Annotated in this window: 25 protein-coding genes and 1 pseudogene; 18 read left to right on the forward strand and 8 right to left on the reverse strand. The window is 52.7% G+C overall.

The features are described from left to right. The 7 genes from V3O24_RS06200 to V3O24_RS06230 form a co-directional block, all read left to right on the forward strand. On the forward strand, positions 1 to 429 hold a 429-nt coding region (locus V3O24_RS06200; RefSeq protein ID WP_331306614.1), incomplete at its 5' end, for an energy transducer TonB. 280 nt (positions 430 to 709) lie between these two features. After that, positions 710 to 1,375, forward strand: coding sequence for a MotA/TolQ/ExbB proton channel family protein (locus tag V3O24_RS06205; protein WP_104424438.1), 666 nt, complete (start codon positions 710 to 712; stop codon positions 1,373 to 1,375). 4 nt (positions 1,376 to 1,379) lie between these two features. Beyond that, entirely contained in the window at positions 1,380 to 1,790 is a 411-nt protein-coding gene (locus V3O24_RS06210; RefSeq protein WP_331306615.1) for a biopolymer transporter ExbD, read from the forward strand. Positions 1,791 to 1,836: 46 nt separating this feature from the next. After that, positions 1,837 to 3,162, forward strand: coding sequence for an efflux transporter outer membrane subunit (locus V3O24_RS06215; protein ID WP_331306616.1), 1,326 nt, complete (start codon positions 1,837 to 1,839; stop codon positions 3,160 to 3,162). A 107-nt stretch (positions 3,163 to 3,269) separates the two neighbouring features. Further along, complete coding sequence (locus tag V3O24_RS06220; RefSeq protein WP_331306617.1) at positions 3,270 to 4,421, forward strand: efflux RND transporter periplasmic adaptor subunit; 1,152 nt, start codon at positions 3,270 to 3,272, stop codon at positions 4,419 to 4,421. Positions 4,422 to 4,539: 118 nt separating this feature from the next. Next, positions 4,540 to 7,629, forward strand: a complete 3,090-nt coding sequence (locus V3O24_RS06225) for an efflux RND transporter permease subunit (RefSeq protein WP_331306618.1) — start codon at positions 4,540 to 4,542, stop codon at positions 7,627 to 7,629. Positions 7,630 to 7,934: 305 nt separating this feature from the next. Further along, positions 7,935 to 9,476, forward strand: coding sequence for an ATP-binding protein (locus V3O24_RS06230; protein ID WP_331306619.1), 1,542 nt, complete (start codon positions 7,935 to 7,937; stop codon positions 9,474 to 9,476). Position 9,477: 1 nt separating this feature from the next. On the opposite strand, the gene V3O24_RS06235 is transcribed toward V3O24_RS06230, so the two are convergent. The 4 genes and pseudogenes from V3O24_RS06235 to V3O24_RS06250 all read right to left on the reverse strand — a co-directional run bounded on the left by V3O24_RS06235 (position 9,478) and on the right by V3O24_RS06250 (position 12,663). Beyond that, a complete protein-coding gene (locus tag V3O24_RS06235; protein ID WP_331306620.1) occupies positions 9,478 to 10,812 on the reverse strand; it encodes a L,D-transpeptidase family protein in 1,335 nt (444 codons plus the stop codon). A 138-nt stretch (positions 10,813 to 10,950) separates the two neighbouring features. Further along, positions 10,951 to 11,316 carry a hypothetical protein gene (locus V3O24_RS06240; RefSeq protein ID WP_331306621.1) on the reverse strand — a complete coding sequence of 122 codons (366 nt, stop codon included), beginning with the start codon at positions 11,314 to 11,316 and terminating at the stop codon, positions 10,951 to 10,953. A 116-nt stretch (positions 11,317 to 11,432) separates the two neighbouring features. After that, positions 11,433 to 11,835: pseudogene (locus V3O24_RS06245) on the reverse strand (nuclear transport factor 2 family protein); the annotation flags it as partial. Positions 11,836 to 11,853: 18 nt separating this feature from the next. Then, positions 11,854 to 12,663: a sulfite exporter TauE/SafE family protein gene (locus V3O24_RS06250; protein ID WP_331306622.1), complete on the reverse strand. Its 810-nt coding sequence runs from the start codon at positions 12,661 to 12,663 to the stop codon at positions 11,854 to 11,856. A gap of 168 nt (positions 12,664 to 12,831) precedes the next feature. Here V3O24_RS06250 and V3O24_RS06255 point away from each other — a divergent pair, with 168 nt between their 5' ends. The 11 genes from V3O24_RS06255 (at position 12,832) to V3O24_RS06305 (ending at position 20,502) form a co-directional block, all read left to right on the forward strand. After that, positions 12,832 to 13,284, forward strand: coding sequence for a nucleoside deaminase (locus V3O24_RS06255; RefSeq protein ID WP_331306623.1), 453 nt, complete (start codon positions 12,832 to 12,834; stop codon positions 13,282 to 13,284). 185 nt (positions 13,285 to 13,469) lie between these two features. Further along, the gene (locus V3O24_RS06260; protein ID WP_331306624.1) at positions 13,470 to 14,768 is read left to right on the forward strand and encodes an NAD(P)/FAD-dependent oxidoreductase; all 1,299 of its coding nucleotides are present in this window, start codon (positions 13,470 to 13,472) and stop codon (positions 14,766 to 14,768) included. A 63-nt stretch (positions 14,769 to 14,831) separates the two neighbouring features. Further along, positions 14,832 to 15,362, forward strand: a complete 531-nt coding sequence (locus V3O24_RS06265) for a YcxB family protein (protein WP_104424451.1) — start codon at positions 14,832 to 14,834, stop codon at positions 15,360 to 15,362. 115 nt (positions 15,363 to 15,477) lie between these two features. Next, positions 15,478 to 15,702, forward strand: coding sequence for a DUF1902 domain-containing protein (locus V3O24_RS06270; protein WP_331306625.1), 225 nt, complete (start codon positions 15,478 to 15,480; stop codon positions 15,700 to 15,702). A gap of 322 nt (positions 15,703 to 16,024) precedes the next feature. Then, entirely contained in the window at positions 16,025 to 16,417 is a 393-nt protein-coding gene (locus V3O24_RS06275) for an MAPEG family protein (RefSeq protein ID WP_331306626.1), read from the forward strand. 11 nt (positions 16,418 to 16,428) lie between these two features. Continuing rightward, the gene (locus tag V3O24_RS06280; protein ID WP_331306627.1) at positions 16,429 to 16,656 is read left to right on the forward strand and encodes a DUF2281 domain-containing protein; all 228 of its coding nucleotides are present in this window, start codon (positions 16,429 to 16,431) and stop codon (positions 16,654 to 16,656) included. Then, positions 16,653 to 17,039, forward strand: a complete 387-nt coding sequence (locus tag V3O24_RS06285) for a type II toxin-antitoxin system VapC family toxin (RefSeq protein ID WP_331306628.1) — start codon at positions 16,653 to 16,655, stop codon at positions 17,037 to 17,039. Before V3O24_RS06280 ends, V3O24_RS06285 begins: the two co-directional genes overlap by 4 nt. 73 nt (positions 17,040 to 17,112) lie before the next feature. Beyond that, complete coding sequence (locus tag V3O24_RS06290; RefSeq protein WP_331306629.1) at positions 17,113 to 18,996, forward strand: ATP-binding cassette domain-containing protein; 1,884 nt, start codon at positions 17,113 to 17,115, stop codon at positions 18,994 to 18,996. A 25-nt stretch (positions 18,997 to 19,021) separates the two neighbouring features. Then, positions 19,022 to 19,534 carry a hypothetical protein gene (locus tag V3O24_RS06295; RefSeq protein ID WP_331306630.1) on the forward strand — a complete coding sequence of 171 codons (513 nt, stop codon included), beginning with the start codon at positions 19,022 to 19,024 and terminating at the stop codon, positions 19,532 to 19,534. An 8-nt stretch (positions 19,535 to 19,542) separates the two neighbouring features. After that, positions 19,543 to 19,986: a universal stress protein gene (locus V3O24_RS06300; RefSeq protein WP_331306640.1), complete on the forward strand. Its 444-nt coding sequence runs from the start codon at positions 19,543 to 19,545 to the stop codon at positions 19,984 to 19,986. 87 nt (positions 19,987 to 20,073) lie between these two features. After that, positions 20,074 to 20,502, forward strand: coding sequence for a TM2 domain-containing protein (locus V3O24_RS06305; protein WP_104424457.1), 429 nt, complete (start codon positions 20,074 to 20,076; stop codon positions 20,500 to 20,502). 73 nt (positions 20,503 to 20,575) lie between these two features. On the opposite strand, the gene V3O24_RS06310 is transcribed toward V3O24_RS06305, so the two are convergent. The 4 genes from V3O24_RS06310 to tatA all read right to left on the reverse strand — a co-directional run bounded on the left by V3O24_RS06310 (position 20,576) and on the right by tatA (position 22,495). Next, positions 20,576 to 20,779, reverse strand: a complete 204-nt coding sequence (locus V3O24_RS06310; protein ID WP_104424458.1) for a cold-shock protein — start codon at positions 20,777 to 20,779, stop codon at positions 20,576 to 20,578. 303 nt (positions 20,780 to 21,082) lie between these two features. Then, complete coding sequence (gene tatC, locus V3O24_RS06315) at positions 21,083 to 21,892, reverse strand: twin-arginine translocase subunit TatC (RefSeq protein WP_331306631.1); 810 nt, start codon at positions 21,890 to 21,892, stop codon at positions 21,083 to 21,085. Next, positions 21,879 to 22,229, reverse strand: a complete 351-nt coding sequence (tatB, locus tag V3O24_RS06320) for a Sec-independent protein translocase protein TatB (RefSeq protein WP_104424460.1) — start codon at positions 22,227 to 22,229, stop codon at positions 21,879 to 21,881. The genes tatC and tatB overlap by 14 nt, the downstream gene beginning before the upstream one ends. A 5-nt stretch (positions 22,230 to 22,234) precedes the next feature. After that, positions 22,235 to 22,495, reverse strand: coding sequence for a Sec-independent protein translocase subunit TatA (gene tatA / locus V3O24_RS06325; RefSeq protein ID WP_331306632.1), 261 nt, complete (start codon positions 22,493 to 22,495; stop codon positions 22,235 to 22,237). Positions 22,496 to 22,516 lie beyond the last annotated feature (21 nt).

Consider the following 22,516-nt stretch of genomic DNA (forward strand, 5'->3'; position numbering starts at 1 on the left):
CCGGTCAAGAAAAAAGAACCGGTCGTCCGCAAACAGGCGGAGCTGCCGAAACCGTTGCCGATGTCCGAGTCAACGCTGCCCGCGCCATCCAGTGCGCCGCCGGTAGCGGCAAGCGCCGCCCCCAGCAAGCCGGCCGCAACGCCGTTTACCGAAGCGAATTTCAACGCCAACTACGGCTCCAACCCGAAACCTAAATATCCGCGGATTGCTACCAGCCGGGGCTGGGAGGGTACCGTGCGTCTGTTGGTCAGAGTATCCGCCGAAGGCGATAGCGAGGAAATCACCGTGCAAACCAGCAGCGGCCACGACGTACTTGACGAGGCCGCCATTGAAGCGGTCGAGAAATGGAAATTCATTCCAGCCAAACGGGGCGACACAGCGGTGTCCAGTTCGGTCATCGTACCCATTAACTTTGTTTTGAATAACTAATAAGTAGTCGTTCAAAAATCTTTTAACGTAACCATGAAGAGCATGAAGAGCATGAAGAGCATGAAGAGCATGAAGAGCGTGAAGAGCATGAAGGGCGTGAAGTTATTTTTCTTCTTCATGATCTTCGTGTTCTTCATGGTAAATAAGGAGACAAACGTTTTTTCATTTGGTTAAAAAACTTTTGCTTACTTATATGCACAGTCCAATGGACAGTGCGAAATTGGAGTGTCTTTCGTGGACAGCGCTTAACCTCAATTAATAAATAAAAAAGGAGACATTAATGCCCACTCATATTTCACCGGAAGTCATCATAGACGGTACCCTGTACACACTGCTGATTTTTTCGGTGGCCACTTGGACGGTGATACTTTTTAAAATCTGGGAATTTGCCAATAACAGTTACCGTAACCGGCGCTTTCACGCCGCGTTCTGGGATGCAGGCGATCTGGCGCAAGCCGAATCGGTTCCGGCAGACACAGCGATAGGCCCGCAGGCCCGGATTGCGCAACAGGGCTTTACCTGGCTCAATGAAAGCCGTCTGTCCGACGGCAAGCAGCTTAAATATTGCGGCGCCCAAGCTGACCTGCTGGAACAAGCGATGCGTGAGCAAATGCAGAAAGAACAACATCTGATGGAGAGCGGCCTGACCATGCTCGCCAGCATCGGCAGCACCGCGCCGTTCGTCGGCCTGTTTGGCACCGTATTGGGCATCATGCATGCGATGCATGAAATTACCGCCAGCGGATCGACCAGCCTGGATGTCGTGGCGGGTCCGATCGGCGACGCCCTGGTCGCCACCGCAATCGGTATCGCCGTCGCGGTACCGGCCGTATTGGCTTATAACTTCTTCCTGCGCCGGGTCAAACAGCATCGCGCCGGCTTGGAAAACTTCGTCGCCAGCTTTCTGCATATCGTCTTCGGCACAGACAGTAAAGTTAAGGAATAGACGCATGGCTTTTAAACCGCAATCGGAAGATGAAGGAGCGATGAGCGAGATTAACGTCACGCCGCTGGTCGATGTGATGCTGGTGCTGGTTATTATTTTGCTGGTGACCGCGCCTATGCTGACGCAATCGGTGCGCGTGACTTTGCCGAAAACCGCCGAGACCACGGCGGATACCAAAGATCAGCCGCTACAGCTCGGCATCGATGCGCAGGGGGCGATAACCTTGAACAAACTGCCGATGGCCGACTTGGCCGCATTGGAAACGGCGTTGAAGAACGAGCTCGTGCAAAACCCCGAGATCGGCCTGCATTTATATGCCGACCAGGACGTTGTTTATTCCAAGGTTGCCGAAGTCATGGCGACTGTGCAACACGCCGGGATCGCCAAAATAGCCTTTGTGACTGTGGAGCAGTAATTTGCCCGGCAGGATTTGTACAGTAAGTTTGTGCGTGCTAGGTTGCATGATGCTGCTGCTGACGGCATGCGCTACGACGCCGGAGCGCAATGCAACCGACATGACCCCATCTCCGGCGCAATGGACAGCCGCCAATGCATCCGATAAGCCCATTGCGACACAATGGCTAGTCGCGTTTGCCGACCCGGAGCTAAGCGCATTAGTGCAGGATGCGCTGAACCATAACTATGACCTGAAAGCCGCCGCCGCCCGCGTCGATGCAGCTCGGCAGCAGGCGCGCATCGACGGCGCGGCGCGTTGGCCGCAGCTGGCTTTTGCCGCGGGATACCAGCGCGGCGCGGCCATAACAAACAGCGAGAGCGGCGCGTTTGAAGCGCTGTTCGCGATGAGCTGGGAAATCGATGTATGGGGGCGCATCAAAGCCACCCAGCAAGCAGCCGGACAGGATGCCGAAGCCGTTGCCGCCGATTATCACGGCGCCGGATTGTCGCTGGCGGCGCGCACCGCACAAAGCTATTTTGAACTGATCGAGGCTAACCTCCAGGCCGAGGTCGCCGAACAATCGACCAAGGACCGCAGAACTATCGTCGATCTGGTCCGCGGCCGGTTTGCCCGTGGCTTGACCCGCGGCCTCGATTTACGCTTGGTGTTGACCGATCTGGAGAATGCCAAAGCGCAATTGGCCGGTGCGCGCAATCGGGTGCAAATCGTCACGCGCCGTTTGGAAGTGTTGCTGGGCCGCTATCCCGGCAATAGCTTTAAAAAGCGCTCAGCCTTGCCGACGCCGCCGGCCGCTTTATCCGCAGGCTTGCCCTCGGAACTGTTGGCGCGGCGGCCCGATCTGGTCGCCGTTTTGTCGCGGCTGCGGGCGGCGGATTCCCGCGTGGAAAGCGCGAAAAAAGCGCTGTTGCCCAGGATCACCCTGACCGCTGCCGGAGGCACAGGCAGCCCGGCGCTGACTGAGCTGATCGATCCCCGCGCCGTCGCCTGGAATTTGGCTATGGGACTGGTGCAGCCCATTTTCACCGGAGGCCGCCTGACGGCGGCAATACATTTGAATGAGGCGCGCACCGAAGAAGCGTTTAATCAATATCAAAGTACGGCGCTTAACGCCTTTCGCGAAGTGGAACAAGCGCTGGCTGCGGAATCCTGGTTAAGGGAGCAGGAGCGGGCGCTGAAGGAAGCTGTCGAGCAAACCGAAGCCAGCCGAAAGCTCGCTATCTATTCGTACCGCCAAGGCCTGATCGAAATCCTGACATTGCTGGACAGTTACCGCAGCACCCTGAACGCCCAAAGCGCGCATCTTTACGTGCAACGGCAATTGCTCAGCAACCGGATTGATCTTTATTTGGCCTTGGGGGGCGGGGTTTGAGAGGAAAGGCGAAAGGCGAAAGGCGAAGGGCGTCGTGTTGATGTTTAGGTTTTTCGCCCTTTGCCTTTTGCCATTCGCCTAAAAAAACATTTATGAGACGTTATTTGATGATTGGAACAAGCCGGTTGAAAATCTTATTGCCTGTCGTATTGCTGCTGACCGGCATCGCCAGTGCCTGGGCTGTTATTGCGACGCGCCCGCAAATGACGCTGCAAACGCCGAACACTGAAGCGCCGCTGGTTACCGTGATTCAGGTCGAACCGCAATCGCTCCGGCTTGATGTCCATTCTCAAGGCGTCGTCGCGCCGCGCAACGAAATCGATTTGATACCGGAAGTCTCGGGCAAAATCATCCAGCTTCATCCCGATTTTGTCGCAGGCGGCTTTTTTGTCCGCAACGACCTGTTGGCGGCTATCGATCCGCGCGATTATGACTACGCTATTTCCCAAGCCCAGGCGCAAATCGCCGAAGCCAAACGGCAATTGGCGATGGAAGAGGCCCAGGCCGAGCAGGCGCATAATGAATGGCAAGCCTTGGGCGAAGGAACGGCTTCGCCGCTGGCGATGCATGAGCCGCAACTGGCCGAAGCCCGCGCCAAACTTAAAGCCGCCGAAGCCAGTCTGCTGCAAGCCCAGACCAAGCGCAGCCGGTGCGAATTGCGCGCGCCGTTTACCGGACGCCTGCAAATCAAGCTGGTCGGTTTGGGCCAAACCATCCAAGCCGGCGAAAAACTGGCGCGCATCTATTCGACCGATCTGGCCGAAATCAGGTTGCCGTTGCCGACCGATCAGCTGGCCTATCTGGATTTGCCGCTGGGAGAAGGGCAGTGCGGCGAGACCTGTCCCAAAGTGACATTCACCGCCGACTTCGCAGGAACCGTGCAAACCTGGGAAGGCCGTATCGTGCGCAGCGAAGGCAAGCTGGATGACACTACCGGCGTGCTCTATGCGGTGGCCGAAGTGCTCAATCCGTATAGCCGAAAAGACCGGAACTCACCGCTGCTGGCCGGGCTGTTTGTGCAGGCGCAGGTACTGGGCAAGGAACAGCAAAATCTGTTTGTGCTGCCGCAGGTTGCAATCAACGCCTCGCAGCAGGCCTTGGTCGTTGACGCCGAACTGCGGTTGCATATCCGCCGCCTTGAGGTGCTGCGCAATGAGCCGGATCGTATTCTGGTGAAAGGCGGCCTGAACGCAGGCGACCGGATTGTGACGTCCGGTATTCATGTGCCGGTGGAAGGCATGAAGGTCAGGGTCGAATGATTATCAGGCGAAAGGCGAAGGACGAAAGACGAAAACAACTAAGCTATAACACAGCTGCCTTTGTTAGCTCTTCGTCTTTTCGTGTCTTTCGTGGACAGTGCGTAACATCCTCTAACTCATGAATAATTCATCACACTATCGTTCTACCGGCCTTTTAGCCTGGTTCGCCTCCAATCCGGTGGCGGCCAACCTGTTGATGATGCTGATCATTATCGGCGGTATCGTCGGTTTTAAGGTGATGGACAAGGAGGTGTTTCCCCGTTTTAACCTGCAACAGATCGAGATTACGGCAAATTATCCGGGCGCGGGGCCTTTGGAAATCGAAGAATCGGTGTGCGTGCGCATCGAAGAGGCGATCAGCGATATGCCGGGGATCAAACGGCAAAGCAGCGTGATTCTCGAGGGCGAATGCACCGTCAAGGTCTGGGTGTTGCCGGATTACGATCAGGATCTGGTTATCAGTTCCCTGCGCGGACGCATTCAAAATATTCCCCGGCTGCCGAAAAACCTGGAAAAAATCGACGTGCAACCGGCCACCCGCAATGGCGATGACGGCGTCATCTGGGTGGCTTTACACGGCCCTACCGATCCGCTGACATTGCAACGTTTCGGCGAGCGCATTCGCGCCGACCTTGAGCAAATCCCCGGCGTGTTCCGGGTAATCAATTATGGCGAAATTCCTTATGAAATCGTTATCGAGGTGTCTTCGGCCAGACTGAATCAATACCACCTGTCCCTGCACGATGTCACCGAAGCCGTGCGCCGCGCCTCGCTGGACCAGTCGGGCGGACTGGTGAAAACGCCGTCAGGCGAATTGCAGCTCAGGGTCAAGGGCAAAGCCAAGGACGCATCCAGTATCGGCGATCTGGTGCTGCGCACCCATGCCGACGGCACGCGCTTGCGTCTCGGCGAGGTTGCCGTGATCCGCGACGGCCTCGAAGAGCGGCTGTCGGAATGGCATTATAACGGCGAGACCGCCCAGGGCTGGGCAATCCATACCAAATACAGTTCTGTCGACGTGGCGCGCCGGGTTAAGGACTATGTCGCCGACATGCAGCCGCAACTGCCGGAAGGTCTGGCGATGACGACCTGGTGGGATGATTCGCAGGCTTACGAGGAGCGGGTGCGCACGCTGGTGGAAGACGGCCTCGGCGGCTTCGTGCTGGTATGCCTGGTGTTGACCTTGTTTTTGCGCTTGCGCGTGGCGGTCTGGGCCGGAGTCGGTATTTTCACGTCGGTACTGGGCGCGTTGTGGCTGATGCCGATGCTGGATGTGTCGCTGAACATGCTGTCGTTGTTCGGTTTTCTGTTGGCGATGGGTATTCTGGTCGACGACGCGATCATTATCGGCGAAAGCGTGCATTCGCATCAGCAGGACGGGCAGGATGCCGAGGCCAGTCTTGCCGGTGCGATCAGCGGCGTACAGGCGGTGGCCTTGCCGGTGATCCTGTCGGTCATGGTGGCTTTGGTGGCGTTCCTACCGGGGTTGTTCCTGCCCGGATGGGCCGGGCAGATGATGAAACCGATCTGTCTGGTGATGATTTTGACCCTGGTGTTTTCGCTGATCGAGGCCTTGCTGATTTTGCCGTCGCATCTGGCCGGGCCCAATCGCTCGGTAACGGCTTATTCCCGGTTGGAACGTTTACGGGGCAAGCTCAATGCCGGCCTGGACCGCTTTGTCGAGCGTTACTACCGCCCGTTTCTGCAATTCGCACTGAATTGGCGCTACCTGTGCGTCGCCGGTTTCATGGTGTTGATACTCCTGTGCGGCGCATGGCTGGACAGCGGAAGGCTGCGCATGTCCCTGCAGGCGGATGTGGTCAAGGACAGTTTCTGGGTTTCCCTGGCATCGCCGCAGGATGCGCCTTACAGCGAAGTGCGCGGCCGGGCGCAACAGGTGGAGCGGGCGTTTTTTGCGCTGCGAGATGAACTGGACGGAGCAAACCGCGATCCCAAGAAAGCCGGCGTCGTTGTCGGACTGGAAACCATGATCTGGGAGCATAGCGCCGGTTTCTGGACCGAATTTTCGGAGGAAGGCCGGCGACGGATAGTCGTCGAAGATTTTATCAATATGTGGCGCAAACGTATCGGCGACCTGGGCCGCACCAAGATCGATTTTCTGTACAAGGAAGGCGACGTGCCTTACGACATCGAGATTGATCTCGGCGCGACCGATTCCGAGATGCTGCCTAAAGCCGCGGCTGAACTCAAGCGCACGCTTGAAGGCTATCCCGGCGTTTACGATGTGGTCGACTCCAGCGAACCGGGCAAGCCGGAAATCCGCTTGACCTTGAAGCCGGAAGCGGAGCGCTTGGGGCTGCGGCTTGAGGATTTATCCGAGCAAGTCCGTCACGGCTACTATGGCGATGAAGTGCAACGCTTGCAGCGCGGGCGTAATGAAGTCAAGGTGATGGTGCGTTATCCGCGCGACGAACGCCAGTCGTTAGACAGTCTGGCGGCGCTGCCGGTGCAACTGCCGGACGGCCAGCATGCGCCTTTAGGCACGTTGGCTAAAGTGACATTAACCCCCGGCGTCGCCAAGCTGATCCGGCAAGACCGCCGCCGGGTGTTGAAAGTGCAGGCGCGGGTCGACCGGCAAAAAGCCGATGTCAACGCGATCTATGCGGGGCTGGAAACCGGCGAGCTGAAAAACTTGCGCTTGAATCATCCCGGCCTGAGCGCAACCATCGGCCAGGATCGCCAGGAACAGCAATCCATGCTTGAGGCGCTGAAACAAAACACGCTGATCTCGCTGCTGGTGATTTATGTGCTGATTGCGGTGCCGTTCCGCTCGTACCTGAAGCCGCTGATTTTCCTGTTGGCCGCGCCGGTCGCCTGGTGCGGGGCGGTCATTGCGCACGGGCTGGCGGGTTTGCCGTTGTCGATGGAATCCTTGGTCGGGATGATCGCGGCCAGCGGCGTGGTTGTCAACGACAGCCTGGTGCTGCTGGATTATATGAAAGAGAACCACGACCCGGAAAAGCCGATTACGGAATTGATTTGCGCCGCCTGCACCTCGCGGTTTCGGCCGATCTTTTTGGCCTTCCTGACCAATTTCGCCGGATTTCTGCCGGCGCTGCTGGAAACCAGCCCGCAAGCGCAATTTTTGATTCCGATGACCTTGTCCCTGTCGGCGGGCCTGTTGCTGGGCATGGCAGCCAGCCTGATACTGACGCCGGTTTGTTACGCTATTTTGGGCAAGGCTTGAGTCCGCTCCACCGGAGCGAAACGGCGCCACCCTCATTCATAACTCGGTTGGATGGGGTTCACGGGTAAGGATAATCGCCCAAAAACACCTAAAACCTTTACGTTATTGATAAGTAACCGTACTTATTGATTGCAAACGTTCGATTCTCTATTTTAAACATACCCGTGCGGCATTGTCGGCCTTGATGATGTCGGCTGCATGTAAACGGCGCTATCGAGGGGCGTTGACTCTCAGACCTGTTTTGGGCTCCGGTTTTTTATGACGGTGCATTTCCTCATTTTATCCGATACCTGCAATGTTCCCGTATGACTGAGTTTTTTGGTATTAAAAACGAGACCCCTTATAGCTATTGTCTGAGCTGTAGCCCGGAATTGCTTTGGCTGCACGTTATTTCGGATTTGCTGATCACGCTTTCCTTTTATGCCGTTTTCCTGGGGGTCGTCCGTTTTATCCGGCAGCGTAAAAATTTACCCTATCCGTGGCTGTTTGCCTTGTTCGCCGGATTTATTGTCGCCTGCGGCGCCACGCACTTACTGTCGGTTATCATGATTTGGCTGCCTTTATATTGGCTGGACGGCCTGTTTAAAGCCTTTGCGGCGGCGCTCTCTGTCGCGATTCTTGTGCCGAGGCTGCATCTTATTCCCCGCATCTTGTCTGTCTCCGGCGCTACACACCTTCAAGCTGAGGCGGAGCAAGCGGAGAATAAACTTGCGGTTATTTCCGATAGCGTCGAAGCCTGCATACTGGATTCCCTGACCTCGCAGATCGCCGTGCTGGATACGCAGGGCGTTATCGTTGCGGTCAACAAGGCGTGGCGGCGGTTTGGCAAGGAAAACGGCAGTCAAGCTATGCCGGGATTTGATTATCTGGACGCTTGTAAAAGAGGACTCAATCAATCTTATGGCGATCAGGGAGCCGCCGCTCATATCGGCATTGCGGCGGTTCTGGCCGGCGAGCTGGAAACATTTCAGCTGGAGTATTCGTGTCATTTATCCGATCAGCAACGCTGGTTTTACATGAACGTGTCGCCATTGCGAGGTTCTCGCCGGGGGGCGGTGCTCAGCCATGAAAACATCACCGAGCGTAAGTACCGGGAGCAGCAAGACAAGGATCATCTGGATCAGCTCGCTCATGTCACTCGCCGCGGATTGATGGGCGAAATGGCGTCGGGCATCGCCCATGAAGTCAACCAGCCCCTGTCTGCGATTTCAAGCTATACGCAAGTGAGTTTAAACCTGATTAACACGGAAGACCCCGATCTGGTAAAGCTCACCGAGATATTGCATAAAACCCAGCAGCAGGCGTTGAGGGCGGGGTGGATCATTCATCGCATGAGGGAGTTTGTGCAAGCGCATGCAAAATACCGTTCAACGGCCGATGTTAATCATTTAATTCATAACGCTGCCGGCCTGTGTAGCGCCGAACTTAAACGAAACCACATCAGGCTGACCTTTGAGCTGAAAAGCAACCTGCCGCCTATCTATGTCGATTATGTGCAAATCGAACAAGTCATCATCAACCTGATCCGAAACAGCGTTGACGCGCTGCAAAACTTACCGCCGAAACAGCAGCGCCAGTTATCCATCCATAGCGGATTGGTGGGGGATAACGGCATACAGGTCAGGATGAAAGACAATGGGCCGGGACTCGATGAGGACCAGCAACAAAAAATATTAACGCCTTTTTACAGCACCAAGACCGATAGCATGGGTATGGGCTTACCGATCAGCCGCTCTCTGGTCGAAGCTCATGACGGCACGTTGCGTTTCGATAGCGCGCCCGGAAAAGGCGCCACTTTTTATTTCACTCTGCCGATACACAGAAAACCTGATGGGGATGGGGGCTGATTTAATTCACAGATGTTGAACGGGGTTTTAACGGTTCGGCATCAATTTCAAAATCCATTTTGATGCGTTTTACGGCGGCTTTCATTTCCGATTTGCTCTTAAAAGGTCCGGCGATAACTTGGTAGGCATCGTCTTTTTGGACTTTACGGGCGGGTATGACCGGTCCCTGGTGATTAAGCATGGTTGCCAGTTGTTGCGCTTGCGTTTCGTCATTAAAGCGGGCTACTAAAACGGACCAGTCGCTGTCTTTTAGCTCCTGGATAACCGGTTGGTCATAGAACCGGCCGGGATGTTTCAACTGCAAGGCGTTTGCCGATATTTGCGTTATATCGGGGCTGTGCATGAGCACCGGCGTGGGAATGCCGTCTGAGCGCCGGAGTATGCGTTCGACTTTTTCCCAATCGACAGCGACGCTTTTTTTTGCGCCGATTTCATGTAACTGCCTGATGACCTGTTTTTTCAGCTTGGCTTTATCCTTGGTCCATTTTTGTAAGGGTTCATGCGCTTCAAGGTATAACATGTCCTGACGCCATGCGGTCAAATAGGGCTGGTGAACGATGTGTACCGGCATGCCGACCGTCGCTTTTTTGAACAGCGCTTCAATATCTTCGGGATAAAGCTGCACGCAGCCGTGACTGATCTGCATGCCGATACCGTAGGGTTTGTTGGTGCCGTGGATTAAATAACCGGGGACGCCCAGGCGCATTGCATAAAGCCCCAGCGGATTGTCCGGTCCGGCATCGACTACCGCGGGCAGTGAATCGCCTTTTTCGGCGTGTTCGCGATGAATGGATTCGGGGACGCGCCAGCTGGGATTGGCGTTTTTGGCGACGATGCTGGTCAGTCCCATCGGCGTATTCCAGCCCTGGCGGCCAATGCCTACCGGATAGGTGTAGACTTTGCCGGGTTGTTTTGGGGGGTAATAAAACAGCCGCATATTCGCCAGATTCAGGGCTATGCCTTTGTGAGGCGAGTCGGGAAGTATAAATTGTAAAGGCAGCAAAACATGACTGCCCGGCGCGGGAGTCCAGGGGGAGACAGCGGAATTGGCTATGCTGATGTCGTTATAGCCCAGGCCGAAATGCCGGGCAATATCCGGCAGCGTATCGTTTTCGCGGCTATCGATTGCGGCAATCGCACCGACCATGTTTTCGCCGTCAGACAGGTCGAATTCGTGGGTGGCGATGGTTTCGGGTTGAGGAATCTGATGGTTTGCCGTTTCCTGATAAAAAAGCGACGATAGCGTCTGACAGCCGCTAAGCAGCATTAATCCGGCTATCAGGGTCAGCGGCAGGGCGGTTTTTTTAACGGTGGGCAGGCTTCCTTGGTTGGGCATAGTCATAAGCTGCGAGTAGTGTTACAAGCGTCAAAGTATAGTCAGGGAAATATTAAGAAAGGATTAAATGCGGGGGCTTCCGGCCGTATGCGGCTGAAACCGCCTGGAGTTAAACTCCTTAGCTCCAGGCGGTTTAAGTCAAATCGATGGCTCTTTAACCGGCCGGTCGGAATTCAGGGCCATCCATCCGATTACGATTCTGTATATCATCAGTAGCAGGGTTGCAATCAGGATAAACAGGCCGATGCCCAACTCAAAAGTCAATCCGGCCAACGCCATACCGGCCAGAGCTATCCAGACGGTCTTGATTTGCCAGTCGAAATGGGATTCCAGCCAGGTTCCCCGGACGTCATCCCGCCTCATGAAGTTTATAACCGCCCCCACCAGCAACGGCAAGCCGGCAAATGCGAAAGAGAGTACCTGGCATAGATAGACGGTCGCCGCCAGCCGTTTCAAGTCGTGTGATTTTTCAAGACCGGTTTGATCAGTTGAATTTTCATTCATGATACACCTGCCTGTTGATTTTTTCTGTTATGGCAGCCGCGAAGCCGCAGTGCCTTCTTGGCCGAATATAAGCTTTATTTCAGATAAATCAACAGACAACAGGCTTTAAAATGGCCTTAAAGCCCAAGTTCTGACAGGCCGGGCTGAGCGTCGGGTCTTGGTCCCAGCGGCCAGTGGAATTTCCGCTCCGTCTCGTTAATCGGCAAGTCGTTGATGCTGGCTATGCGGCGCTGCATCAGGCCGTTTGGGTCGAATTCCCCGTTTTCATTGCCGTAAGAACGGAACCAGTTGCCCGAATCGTCATGCCACTCATAGGCAAAGCGCACCGCGATACGCGCATCGTGAAAGTCCATAGCTCCTTTATCAGGCGGTAATCCAGTTCCCTGGCCCATTTTTGCTTTAGAAACTGCACAATCCGGTCGCGGCCGCTAAGAAATTGGGTCCGGTTACGCCATTGGCTGTCAATGCTGTAAGCCGGCGCTATATTTCCGGGTCATGGGTATTCCAGGCGTTTTCGGCGCGCGTGAATGCGGATTTTTACTGCAATACGAATTTAAGCCCGATCAACATCAGTATGCAAGCTAAAACCGGGCGTAAAAATCTTTCCGGAATCTTTGCGCTCAGGTGGCTGCCGATCCAGATGCCCGGCAACGAGCCGAGCAGCAGGCTGGCCAATAAAATCAAATCCACATTGCCCAGGCTAAGGTGGCCCAGTCCCGCGACTGCGGTCAACGGAATGGCATGAGCCAGATCGGTACCGACAATCTTCAGCGTGGTCATTCTGGGATAGAGAAATAACAGTGCAACGGTACCCAGCGCGCCCGCGCCGACAGACGACAGAGTGACCAATACGCCCAGCACCGCGCCAATCAGCACCGTGGCGGGAATTTGCAGATGCTTGAAGCGCCCGGCATTCTCGGGGGTGCTGTGCTCGTCATCAATAGGTTTAAGTCTTGCCGCCCTGTTTAATAACACGCTGCGCACGATCAGTGAGATCGAAGTCAGCACCAGCGCGATGCCCAGCGTAAACGTAATCGCCCCCGTGGTTTCCTTGCCGACTTCCATAAAATGTTTAAGTACAAACAAGGTGGCCAGCGCAAAAGGTATGCTGCCCAGCGCCAACCAGCCGACGATTTTCCAGTCTACCGAGCTGTGTTTATTGTGATGCACCCATACGCCGCCGGTTTTGGTGATGGCGGCAAATAAAAGATCGGTGCCCACCGCGACGGAAGGTTTGAATCCGAACAGGAAAACCAGTAATGGCGTCATCAGCGAACCGCCGCCCACGCCGGTCAACCCCACCAACAGACCTACAGCAAGACCGGAAAAAGTGTATCCCCAATTCATAAAACCAACCCTTGTTTTAATGCGTCTAAAAAGACAGGCATTATAACAGGCGAGTAGTGCTGATTTTTAGATATGTTGCCCTGGATTATGAATAATGACTTTGCGTTTGGCGCTAAAATGCCTGTATAACCGTTTTGCAACGATATGCCCACCTTAGGAGAACTCTCGATGAACTATGCAGACATGCTGGCCGTGGCGCTTGCCGAAGCGCAAACCGGCTTTGATGAAGGCGGTGTACCGGTCGGCGCGGCGCTGTTCGACGCTGACGGCAACCTGCTTGGACGCGGCCGTAATCGCCGGGTGCAGGATAACGATCCCTCCGTTCACGGCGAAACAGACGCCTTCCGTAAAGCCGGCCGTCAAACCCATTATCGCGACAAGATTTTGGTGACGACGTTGGCGCCCTGCTGGTATTGCTCGGGGTTAATCCGGCAATTCAATATCGGCACCGTGGTGGTCGGCGAATCGGTCAACTTTGAAGGCCACCTGGACTGGCTCAAAGAAGCCGGGGTGAAAGTTGTTGAAATGAACGATCCCGATTGTATCGCGCTGATGTCGCGCTTTATCGAGCAATCGCCGCAGCTTTGGTTTGAAGACATCGGCGAATGCGATTGTGCTTAACGGGGCCTGACGGTTTGTCTGCTGATTTGAGTCGCTCCGGCTTCAAGCGATTATGCTAAATCAGGCGCCCGCCTCATCAAAATTCAGCTCATCCCCAATCCGTGCTGAGTAAAATCGGTCACAATGGAGTTGATTCGATATAATGCTATCGTGCAGAAAAATAATGTTTTTTGAGGGGGATGACAATGACTGATAATAATGAAAAACACAAGATAGTGATTGTTGGCGGCGGGGCGGCGGGACTTGAGATTGCCACCCGTTTGGGTAAAAAATTAGGTAAAAAAGGCTTGGCCGAGGTCATGTTGCTGGACGCTTCGCCGACGCATATCTGGAAGCCGTTGTTGCATGAGGTTGCAGCCGGTACATTGGATGAGTCCGAGCAGATTGAATATCTGGCCCAGGCGCACCGGAACCATTTCCGCTTCAGGCTGGGCAGGATGGAAGGCCTGAACCGGCAGAAAAAGGAAATTTATGTCAGCCCGACGTTCAGCGACAGCGGCGAAGAATTAATCCCCCGGCGCACGTTCAGCTACGATACGCTGGTGATGTCGGTCGGCAGTATCAGCAACACGTTTAATATCAAGGGCGTGGCGGAACACTGCCTGTTCCTCGATACCACCGCGCAGGCTTTCAGGTTTCAAAAACAACTGGTCGAATCGTATATCAAAAGCCATGCGGGCACAGCCGCCGACAAGACCTTGTCTATCGTTATCATTGGCGCGGGAGCCACCGGCGTCGAGCTGTCGGCTCAATTGCACGAGGTGACCGATTTGCTGGCGGTTTACGGTCTGGATGAATCCAGCGATGTAAAACTGACCATTATCGAAGCGGCCACGCAATTGTTGCCCGCATTGCCCGGCAAGTTAGCTAATGCGACACAGCAGCAACTGGTCAAGCTGGGCATTGACCTTAAGCTGGGCCGCCGGGTGGTTGAAGTGACCGGGGACGCCGTGCATACCCATGACGGCGAAATAATACCGGCGGATCTTAAAGTCTGGTCGGCGGGCATTAAAGCGCCGGACTGGATGAAAGACCTGGACGGCCTGGAAGTGAACAGGATCAACCAGTTGGTGGTCGATGAAACCTTAAAAACCAGCGACGATAACATTTTTGCGATAGGCGATTGCGCGGCCTGCCCGTGGCCCGGACACGACGGCAATGTGCCGCCGAGAGCCCAAGCGGCGCATCAGCAGGCATCGACGTTAAGCAAATCGATAGTCAACCGCTTACAGGGCGGCAAGCCGGTGAAATACACTTATCTCGATTACGGGTCGCTGGTGGCGCTCGGCAAATACACCACGGTCGGCAACCTGATGGGCAACCTGATGGGTTCGGTCAGTATCGGCGGTTTTATCGCCAGAGTGGTTTATCTGTCCCTGTACAAAATGCATCAGGTGGCGATACACGGCTATTTTAGGACGGCGATGTTGACGCTTTCCAACCTGTTCCGGCGCAGCGCCCATGCAAAAATTAAAATGCATTAAAATTTTTTATGTACCTACGCCTGCGTAGTTACTTTTTTATCATTATTGACCAAGACCAAAAACATGTTTGAAATTGAATACGAATTCCGCGAAGAAGATTTAATTCATTTTAATGAAATACAATTCATGAGAAATGAAGAGATACAGAGCAATATAAGAAAAAACCGCTGGATAGTGCCGGGCGTCATGGGGCTTATCGGTTCGTTTTATTATTTTTATTACGGCGATATGACTTCATCGGGGTACATCGTCGTTATTGCGATACTCTGGGCGTTGCTGTCGCCCAAGATCATGATGCTGGATTTGCGCAGGCAGATTCTTAAGAACTATACCTATAAAGAAAAGCACAATATGTTCGGCACCTATGTTTTAACCATAGACCCCGCCAATCCTAATTACCTGCTGGAGAAGTCGCCCAGCGGCAAGCATAAAATGGCCTGGAGCGACCTGGTCCGGGTCGAATACGGCAAACGCTATGTATATATCTATATTAATCTGAGCACCGCGCTGGTTATTCCGGTGGAAACCGTCAAAAGAGGCAATCTTGAGCAATTTGCCGAGCAGGCGGAAAAGATGATTGAGCGGTTTGCTTAAGATTCAATATGTAGGGTGCGTATCGCGTACCCTACAGGACTGCAAAAAGCGTAGTTAGGAGAATATCATGTATCGATTGGGCTGGCCATGTGCAACATTTTTTGCGGAAATGGGCATGCCGCTTTTAATTAAAGTTGAAATTATTCACGATAACGAAGCGAATGTTTATGTCGCAACCAGCCCTGATTTAAAAGGGTTGGTTGTCGAAGCGGAAACTTTAGACGAGTTGGAAAAAGAAGTGTGGGAGTTGGTGCCTGAGTTACTCACGCTGGATAAGCCAAAGTTGCGCGTAAAAGCCGTAACGCATTTATCGTTTTTTCAGCCGCCCGTTGCTGTATGAATGGCTATGAAAAACAGGTCAAAGAGCTATTGCTAAAACACGGATACCGATTGATTCGCACCGGCAAAGGGTCTCATGAAATATGGGTATCAGAAAAAGGTGTATCCGTTACCGTAAATCATGTTTGTAAATCACGGCACACGGCCAATAGCATCATGAAAGCGGCGGGTATTGCGCATCGTTTTTAAGAGAAAGTCGCGTCAAGAAGATGTTAGATGGGTCGAAGAGTTACGGTTTTTTTCACATAGTTACAATGACCAAACGTTTCGGTCGGGGCTACCTTTTTTATTATTTCGAATCCTTTTTATTGAGTTAAACAGCCATGATTACATCAATATATGCCTCCCTCGCAGCCTTGCTAATAGTGCGGCTTACGCTTTCGGTAATAAAACTGCGCAGAAAAAACCGGATCAGCGTGGGCGACGGCGGAAATGAAGCCTTGCAGTTGGCCATTCGCACTCATGCCAATGCCGTTGAATATATTCCTATCGCATTGATGCTGTTGTTAACGCTGGAATTAAACGGCGCGCCGAAAATACTTATCCATATTTTAGGTGTTACGCTGTTAATTGGGCGAATACTTCATGCACTGGGGCTTCCCGCAAAGGATCTTAAGAAAAGAGTATTGGGCATGCAGATAACCATCTACCTAGTGATCGGCTTGGCCGTGCTGAATATTTTATTTTTTGCGTTTGCCGGGACGCTTAAGTTTTAGCGGAGGCGGCCATGTATTCAATCGCGCTTAAGGAAGCCAAAAACCAGCTTGAAGAACTGACTGCAAAAGTTGTCACAGGTGAAGAAGTTATTATTACCGATGATAAAGGTGCTACTTTTCAGTTAATCCAAATTAACCCCAAAAAACCACAACCTAGATTCGGTAGCGCTAAAGGTTTAATCAGCATGGCTGAAGATTTTGATGAACCCTTGGATGATTTTAAGGATTATATGCCGTGAGATTGTTACTCGATACGCATACCTTTATTTGGTTTATTGAAGGACATCCTGATTTAAGTGCGTTAGCAAAAAATCTGATTGAAGATCCTAAAAATGAGCGATTTTTAAGTATTGCCAGCTTATGGGAAATAGCTATTAAAACCAGCTTGGGACGGTTAAATCTTAATCCCAGCATTCAGCAGTTAGTTGATGATCATGTTTACGGCAATGCAATCGATTTATTGCCCATTGCACCCAGTTGCTTAGATCGTTTGGCCAACTTGGTTTTTTATCATAAAGATCCTTTTGATCGTTTGATTATTGCGCAGGCTATGGTCGAGAAATTAACTATTGTAGGCAAAGATGGTTTGTTTGCCGGTTATGATGTCGATTGTGTCTGGTAAGTTGAGTAGGCCATATTCACCCAATTTCAGTTTCCACAACATGCTTTTCTTTCGCCTTTTGTCTTGAGTCTCAATGCTAAATTTTAGAAATATAACCCTCCGCCGCGGCGCGCGGGTGTTGTTTGCCAACTCTTCTTTCACCATTCACAAAGGCCAAAAAGTGGGCTTTACCGGCGCAAACGGCGCGGGCAAATCCAGTTTTTTTGCGCTGGTCAGGGGCGATTTGCATTTGGATGAGGGCGATTTTTCGATGCCGCCGGGGCTGGAAATCGCTCATGTCGCCCAGGAAACGCCGGCCGTCGTTCGCTCTGCGATCGATTACGTCATTGACGGCGATCAGCCGTTAAGACGCTTGCAAGCCCAATTGGTTGCCGCCGAACAGGCCGAAGACGGCTTGAAGCAGGCCGAATTGCATGCGGCCTTGGACACCATCGGGGGCTATACCGCACAGGCCCGTGCTTCACGGTTAATGAACGGCTTGGGCTTTAGTTCGGATCAGGAAAATAATGCGGTCAACTCGTTTTCCGGCGGCTGGCGCATGCGTCTTAATCTGGCCCAGGCCTTGATGTGCCGTTCGGACGTATTGCTGCTTGATGAACCGACCAACCATTTGGACTTGGATGCGGTGATCTGGTTGCAGGACTGGTTGTGCAAATATCCCGGCACTTTATTGCTGATTTCTCATGACCGGGACTTTCTGGATACCATCACCGATCACATCGTTCATATCGAACAGAATAAGGCCGAAATCTATACCGGAAACTACTCAGCCTTTGAACGCATGCGTGCCGAAAAGCTGGCGCAACAACAATCATCCTATCTGAAGCAGCAACGGGAAATCGCCCATATGCAGAGCTTTGTCGACCGCTTTAAGGCGCAGGCGACCAAGGCGAGACAGGCGCAAAGCCGGATCAAAGCCCTGGAAAGGATGGAGTTGATTGCGCAAGCGCATGTCGATTCGCCGTTCGATTTCAGTTTCGCCAAGCCGGGAAAAATGCCGAATCCCCTGTTAACGCTGGATAAGGTCGATATTGGCTACGGGCCTGCCTGCGTTATCAAGCAGGCAGGCTTGTCCATATCGCCGGGCGACCGTATCGGCTTGCTGGGGCCGAATGGCGCGGGCAAATCCAGTCTGATCAAGGTGCTGGCAGGCGATATGCAGCCGTTATCCGGCAACAGGAATGAAGCGGAAGCGCTAAAAATCGGCTATTTCGCCCAGCACCAGCTGGAGCAGCTGCGCGTCGATGAAAGCCCGTTGTGGCATTTGCAGCAACTGAACAAGCAGGCGACAGAAAAGGATTTGCGCAATTTTCTGGGCGGTTTCGACTTTTGCGGCGACAAGGTGTTGGAAGCCGTCAAACCCTTTTCCGGCGGCGAAAAAGCGCGGTTGGTTTTGGCGCTGCTGGTTTATCAAAATCCGAACCTGTTGCTGCTGGATGAGCCGACCAACCACCTGGACCTGGAAATGCGCCACGCCTTGAGTGTGGCCTTGCAGGACTATGAAGGCGCGATAGTCGTCGTCTCGCATGACCGGCATTTATTGCGCTCGGTGACCGATCAGTTATTATTGGTGTCAGGCGGCAAGGTGCAGCCTTTCGATGGCGATCTTGACGATTACCGGATGTGGCTGGCGGAGCAGAAAAAAGGCGAGGAAAAAACCGTTGCCGATACTGTTCAGACCGTATCGCGGAAAGACCAGCGAAAGCTGGACGCAGAACGCAGGCAAAAACACAAGCCTTTGTTCGATGAGCTGAAAAAAGCTGAAGCTGCGGTGGAAAAATATCATAATGAACAGCGGCAATTGGAGCAGCAATTGGCCGATCCTGCGATTTATGCCGAATCGGAAAAAGAGCGGTTAAAAGAATTGATGGAGCGGAAAGTAAAAATCGATAAGGCGCTGGATGAAGCGGAAGCGGCCTGGATGGACGCCGAGGAAAAGATCGAAGCGGCTAAATAATGGTGCAGGGGCGACCGGGGAAATCATGTTTGAAATCATAAAGCTGTTATTCGATATTTGCCTGTTTAAAAAAGGCCCGCAGGATTTGCCGTATTCCCTATGGTTGTTGCGGGTGTTGGCCGTTGCCGACGTTATCGTCAGCTTTTTAATGGTCAGTCTCGGTACGAAGTGGCTTGATTCGCTGCTACAGGCCCTTGTTTCGGTCTTGTTGATTGTCGTATTCAGCTGGGTTTTGTTATATCTTGTTCGAAAGCGGGGGCGATTTTATCAAACCGCCAGCGCCTTATTAGGCGCCGATGCGGTAATCAGTTTTTTTGCGCTGCCGGCAATGGGCTCAATGGTGATCGGGCAAGGCTCTTTATTGGCATTTATTGTGACAATGGGCTTAATGATTTGGCATTGGGCCGTTACCGGGCATATTATTCGCGATGCGCTGGGACAAACCTTGGTTTTTAGTTTAGGCTTGGCGTTTTTATACATATTCGGATCTTATCAGGCGATGGCTTTGTTGTTTCCTGAAGTTGCCGGCGTTGAATAGGAGAAATGATGGAAAGCTATAAACATATATTACTGGCGGCCGACTTTTCCGAGCACGGCGAGGCCGTTGCCGACAGAGCAAAAGATTTGGCCGGGAAATATCAGGCAAAACTGAGTATTGTGCATGTGATGGACAATTTACTGATTGCCGATGCGGCTTATGGTTCGACGATCCCTTTTGATCTTGATTTAACCGCAGAATTAATGACGGCGGCAAAAAAGAGACTGGCCAATTTGGCAGAAAGATTGAATATTGCTGAAGATTGCCGGTGGCTGGAAACGGGCAGCCCTAAATTGGAAATCATCAGGGTTGCGGAAGAAAACAATGCGGATTTGATCGTAGTCGGTTCGCACGGACGGCATGGCTTCGCCTTGTTGCTGGGGTCGACCGCAAACGGAGTGCTGCATCATGCGCGGTGCGATGTTTTAGCCGTGCGTTTGTATGATGATTGATCTTGAAAAGCCGGATTATACCGGTATTGTAATGTTCACAGGGCGAAGACGGCCGATGCGGCATCCTATTTTAAAGGTAGATGATAAATGATTGGACAGATTGAAAGCTATGATCCCGATAAGCAAACCGGGGTGATAAAAAATGAGGGCGGGTTGTTTACGTTTCATTTGGAGGATTGGGTCGCCGATGTACCTCCCGATGAGGGCGATGACGTTAACTTTGACGCTGACGGAACAATTGCGAGCAATATTAACTTGGTCGGCGCGTATTTGGAGCCGCCTAAAGCGGTTAAATATAAATACCTGGCCGCCGTGTTGGGAATAGTTTTCGGTTGGACAGGCGTGCATCGGTTTTACCTGGGTTTTTACCGGCTTGGTTTTGCCCAGTTAATGTTGACCGTGGTGCTTTATGTAACCGGACTGCCTGGATTTGCCGCGTTGTGGGGTTTTTTAGAAGGCGCTCTGCTTTTTGGCGGTCATATCAATAAAGACGCCAAAGGCCGCCCTTTAAAATAGTTTTCAAAACGAGAGATAAAAAAAAGCCCTTGTGAGTCGGCTCACAAGGGCTTTTTTTTAGATCAGGACATTCTTAGTTAGAACGCACATTAGCGGCGGTTAAGCCTTTGGGACCTGATTCGATGTCAAAAGTGACAGTTTCGCCTTCAGTCAGGGTTTTAAAGCCTTCGCCCTGAATAACTGAATGGTGAACGAAAACGTCTTCGCCGCCGTCAGCCGGTGCGATAAAACCAAAACCTTTCGTGTTGTTAAACCACTTTACGGTGCCTGTTGCCATTTTGAAACTCCTAAAATAAAAACTTACGGTTAACACAGAACTACAACATTGATAACCGGACAACCTAATAATTTAGGAATCCCTTAACTCAACATCTGTTTTCTGACGCAGCGTATTGTACTGTCTTTTTTATGATACTGTCATCCGCAATCTGCCTGCTGAGAGCCTACTTTTGCCGGTTGTCGGGTCGGCGCTCTCTGTCGATATATTGATGCCCGGATCTTTGGCTGTTTTAACCGGCAGCTAATCGGTCAGTTATGCGTGGAACTGGGTTCCGTTTTGTAAATAGCGCTTCCCAATGTCTTATTCATCTTCTTGGTGTTCAATCCGATCCAGCGGGGCTTCCGTTTCGGCGTCATCCGGGGCGGGGTAATGGCTGTCAGGCTTGGGTGCGAAAAGCCTTGAGCATAACAGGCCCAGCTCAAACAGCATCCACATCGGCACCGCCAGCAATGTTTGCGAGATGGCGTCGGGGGGCGTTAAAACGGCCCCTACGATAAACGCGCCGACGATCACATAAGGCCGTTTGTCGGCAAGACCTTCGGGCGTGATCATTCCGGTCCAGACTAATACGATGGTGAATATAGGTACTTCAAAACAAACGCCAAACGCAAAAAACAGCGCCAAGACGAAATCGAGATACTTGGCAATATCGGTCATGACCGCTACGCCAGTGGGTGCGGCAGCGGTCAAAAAGCCGAAAACCAACGGAAAAACCACGAAGTAGGCAAAGGCTACGCCCATATAAAACAGCAGGGTGCTGGCAATCAGCAGCGGTAAAATCATGCGCCGTTCGCGCTTATACAAGCCTGGCGCTACAAACGCCCAGAACTGGTAAAGAATGTAGGGAACGGAAATAAAAACCGAGACGATCAACACCAGTTTGAACGGCGTGAAGAAAGGGGAGGCCACGTCAATAGCGATCATCGTGCTGTTTTTCGGCATGTGCTGAAGCAAGGGGCCGGCCAAGAAGCTGTATATTTCATTGGCGTATGACGCCAGCCCCAGAAACACGATCAACACGCATAGAATGGCTCGCAACAGGCGGTTGCGCAGTTCAATCAGATGACTGATAAAGGGTTGTTCGCCCTCGTTATATTTATTTGGGTTCATGCTGTTCGGCGCTATCTGACGGTAATCGCACGATGTCGTCGTTCTGCGTTTTTGTTGCCGCCTGCGTCGGGTCGAATGTGGCTTTAAGCGAGTTGGACGTCTCGTCGAGCATTTGCTGGACGTCGTCGTGCAGAGCGGACTGCTCTTTAAATATCTGGCGCATTTCTTCGGCTTGCAGCTCCAGTTTGATTTCTTCCTTGACCGAAGCCACCATGCCGCGCGTTTTGCCCAGCCAGTACCCGGCAATCCGGGCTACTTTCGGCAATCGTTCGGGGCCGATCACCAGCAGGCTGACCAAACCGATCAGGCAAAGCTCCGAGAAGCCGACATCAAACATGGGCGTTAATCTTTATCGTTTTTTTTGGAAGTGACTTCGCCTTCGATGGCTTCGCCTTTATCTTCGGCGGCTTTGTCTTCTCCGGCAACTGCTCCATGCGTTGCTCTACCTCCTGCATCCGTGCAGTCGTCCCCTTCTTTCATGGCCGTGCGAAAGCCTTTGATGGCTCCGCCCAGATCTGCGCCTATATTGCGCAGGCGTTTGGTGCCGAACACGACAACGACGATGGCTAATACAACTAATAAGTGAGTAACGCTGAGGCCCATTTTAAACTCCAATGGTGAAGG

Source organism: Methylobacter sp. Wu8, from assembly GCF_036440755.1.
Lineage (GTDB): Bacteria > Pseudomonadota > Gammaproteobacteria > Methylococcales > Methylomonadaceae > Methylobacter_A > Methylobacter_A tundripaludum_A.

Coding starts and splice junctions, on each gene's coding strand:
- V3O24_RS06260 (WP_331306624.1), top strand. CDS start 13,470: ATGACTGATAATAATGAAAAACACAAGATAGTGATTGTTGGCGGCGGG.
- V3O24_RS06215 (WP_331306616.1), top strand. CDS start 1,837: ATGATGCTGCTGCTGACGGCATGCGCTACGACGCCGGAGCGCAATGCA.
- V3O24_RS06270 (WP_331306625.1), top strand. CDS start 15,478: ATGCCGCTTTTAATTAAAGTTGAAATTATTCACGATAACGAAGCGAAT.
- V3O24_RS06230 (WP_331306619.1), top strand. CDS start 7,935: ATGACTGAGTTTTTTGGTATTAAAAACGAGACCCCTTATAGCTATTGT.
- V3O24_RS06250 (WP_331306622.1), bottom strand. CDS start 12,663: ATGAATTGGGGATACACTTTTTCCGGTCTTGCTGTAGGTCTGTTGGTG.
- V3O24_RS06240 (WP_331306621.1), bottom strand. CDS start 11,316: ATGAATGAAAATTCAACTGATCAAACCGGTCTTGAAAAATCACACGAC.
- V3O24_RS06300 (WP_331306640.1), top strand. CDS start 19,543: ATGGAAAGCTATAAACATATATTACTGGCGGCCGACTTTTCCGAGCAC.
- V3O24_RS06265 (WP_104424451.1), top strand. CDS start 14,832: ATGTTTGAAATTGAATACGAATTCCGCGAAGAAGATTTAATTCATTTT.
- V3O24_RS06310 (WP_104424458.1), bottom strand. CDS start 20,779: ATGGCAACAGGCACCGTAAAGTGGTTTAACAACACGAAAGGTTTTGGT.
- V3O24_RS06275 (WP_331306626.1), top strand. CDS start 16,025: ATGATTACATCAATATATGCCTCCCTCGCAGCCTTGCTAATAGTGCGG.
- tatC (WP_331306631.1), bottom strand. CDS start 21,892: ATGAACCCAAATAAATATAACGAGGGCGAACAACCCTTTATCAGTCAT.
- V3O24_RS06255 (WP_331306623.1), top strand. CDS start 12,832: ATGAACTATGCAGACATGCTGGCCGTGGCGCTTGCCGAAGCGCAAACC.
- V3O24_RS06235 (WP_331306620.1), bottom strand. CDS start 10,812: ATGCCCAACCAAGGAAGCCTGCCCACCGTTAAAAAAACCGCCCTGCCG.
- V3O24_RS06305 (WP_104424457.1), top strand. CDS start 20,074: ATGATTGGACAGATTGAAAGCTATGATCCCGATAAGCAAACCGGGGTG.
- V3O24_RS06290 (WP_331306629.1), top strand. CDS start 17,113: ATGCTAAATTTTAGAAATATAACCCTCCGCCGCGGCGCGCGGGTGTTG.
- V3O24_RS06205 (WP_104424438.1), top strand. CDS start 710: ATGCCCACTCATATTTCACCGGAAGTCATCATAGACGGTACCCTGTAC.
- tatB (WP_104424460.1), bottom strand. CDS start 22,229: ATGTTTGATGTCGGCTTCTCGGAGCTTTGCCTGATCGGTTTGGTCAGC.
- V3O24_RS06210 (WP_331306615.1), top strand. CDS start 1,380: ATGGCTTTTAAACCGCAATCGGAAGATGAAGGAGCGATGAGCGAGATT.
- V3O24_RS06295 (WP_331306630.1), top strand. CDS start 19,022: ATGTTTGAAATCATAAAGCTGTTATTCGATATTTGCCTGTTTAAAAAA.
- V3O24_RS06225 (WP_331306618.1), top strand. CDS start 4,540: ATGAATAATTCATCACACTATCGTTCTACCGGCCTTTTAGCCTGGTTC.
- tatA (WP_331306632.1), bottom strand. CDS start 22,495: ATGGGCCTCAGCGTTACTCACTTATTAGTTGTATTAGCCATCGTCGTT.
- V3O24_RS06220 (WP_331306617.1), top strand. CDS start 3,270: ATGATTGGAACAAGCCGGTTGAAAATCTTATTGCCTGTCGTATTGCTG.
- V3O24_RS06280 (WP_331306627.1), top strand. CDS start 16,429: ATGTATTCAATCGCGCTTAAGGAAGCCAAAAACCAGCTTGAAGAACTG.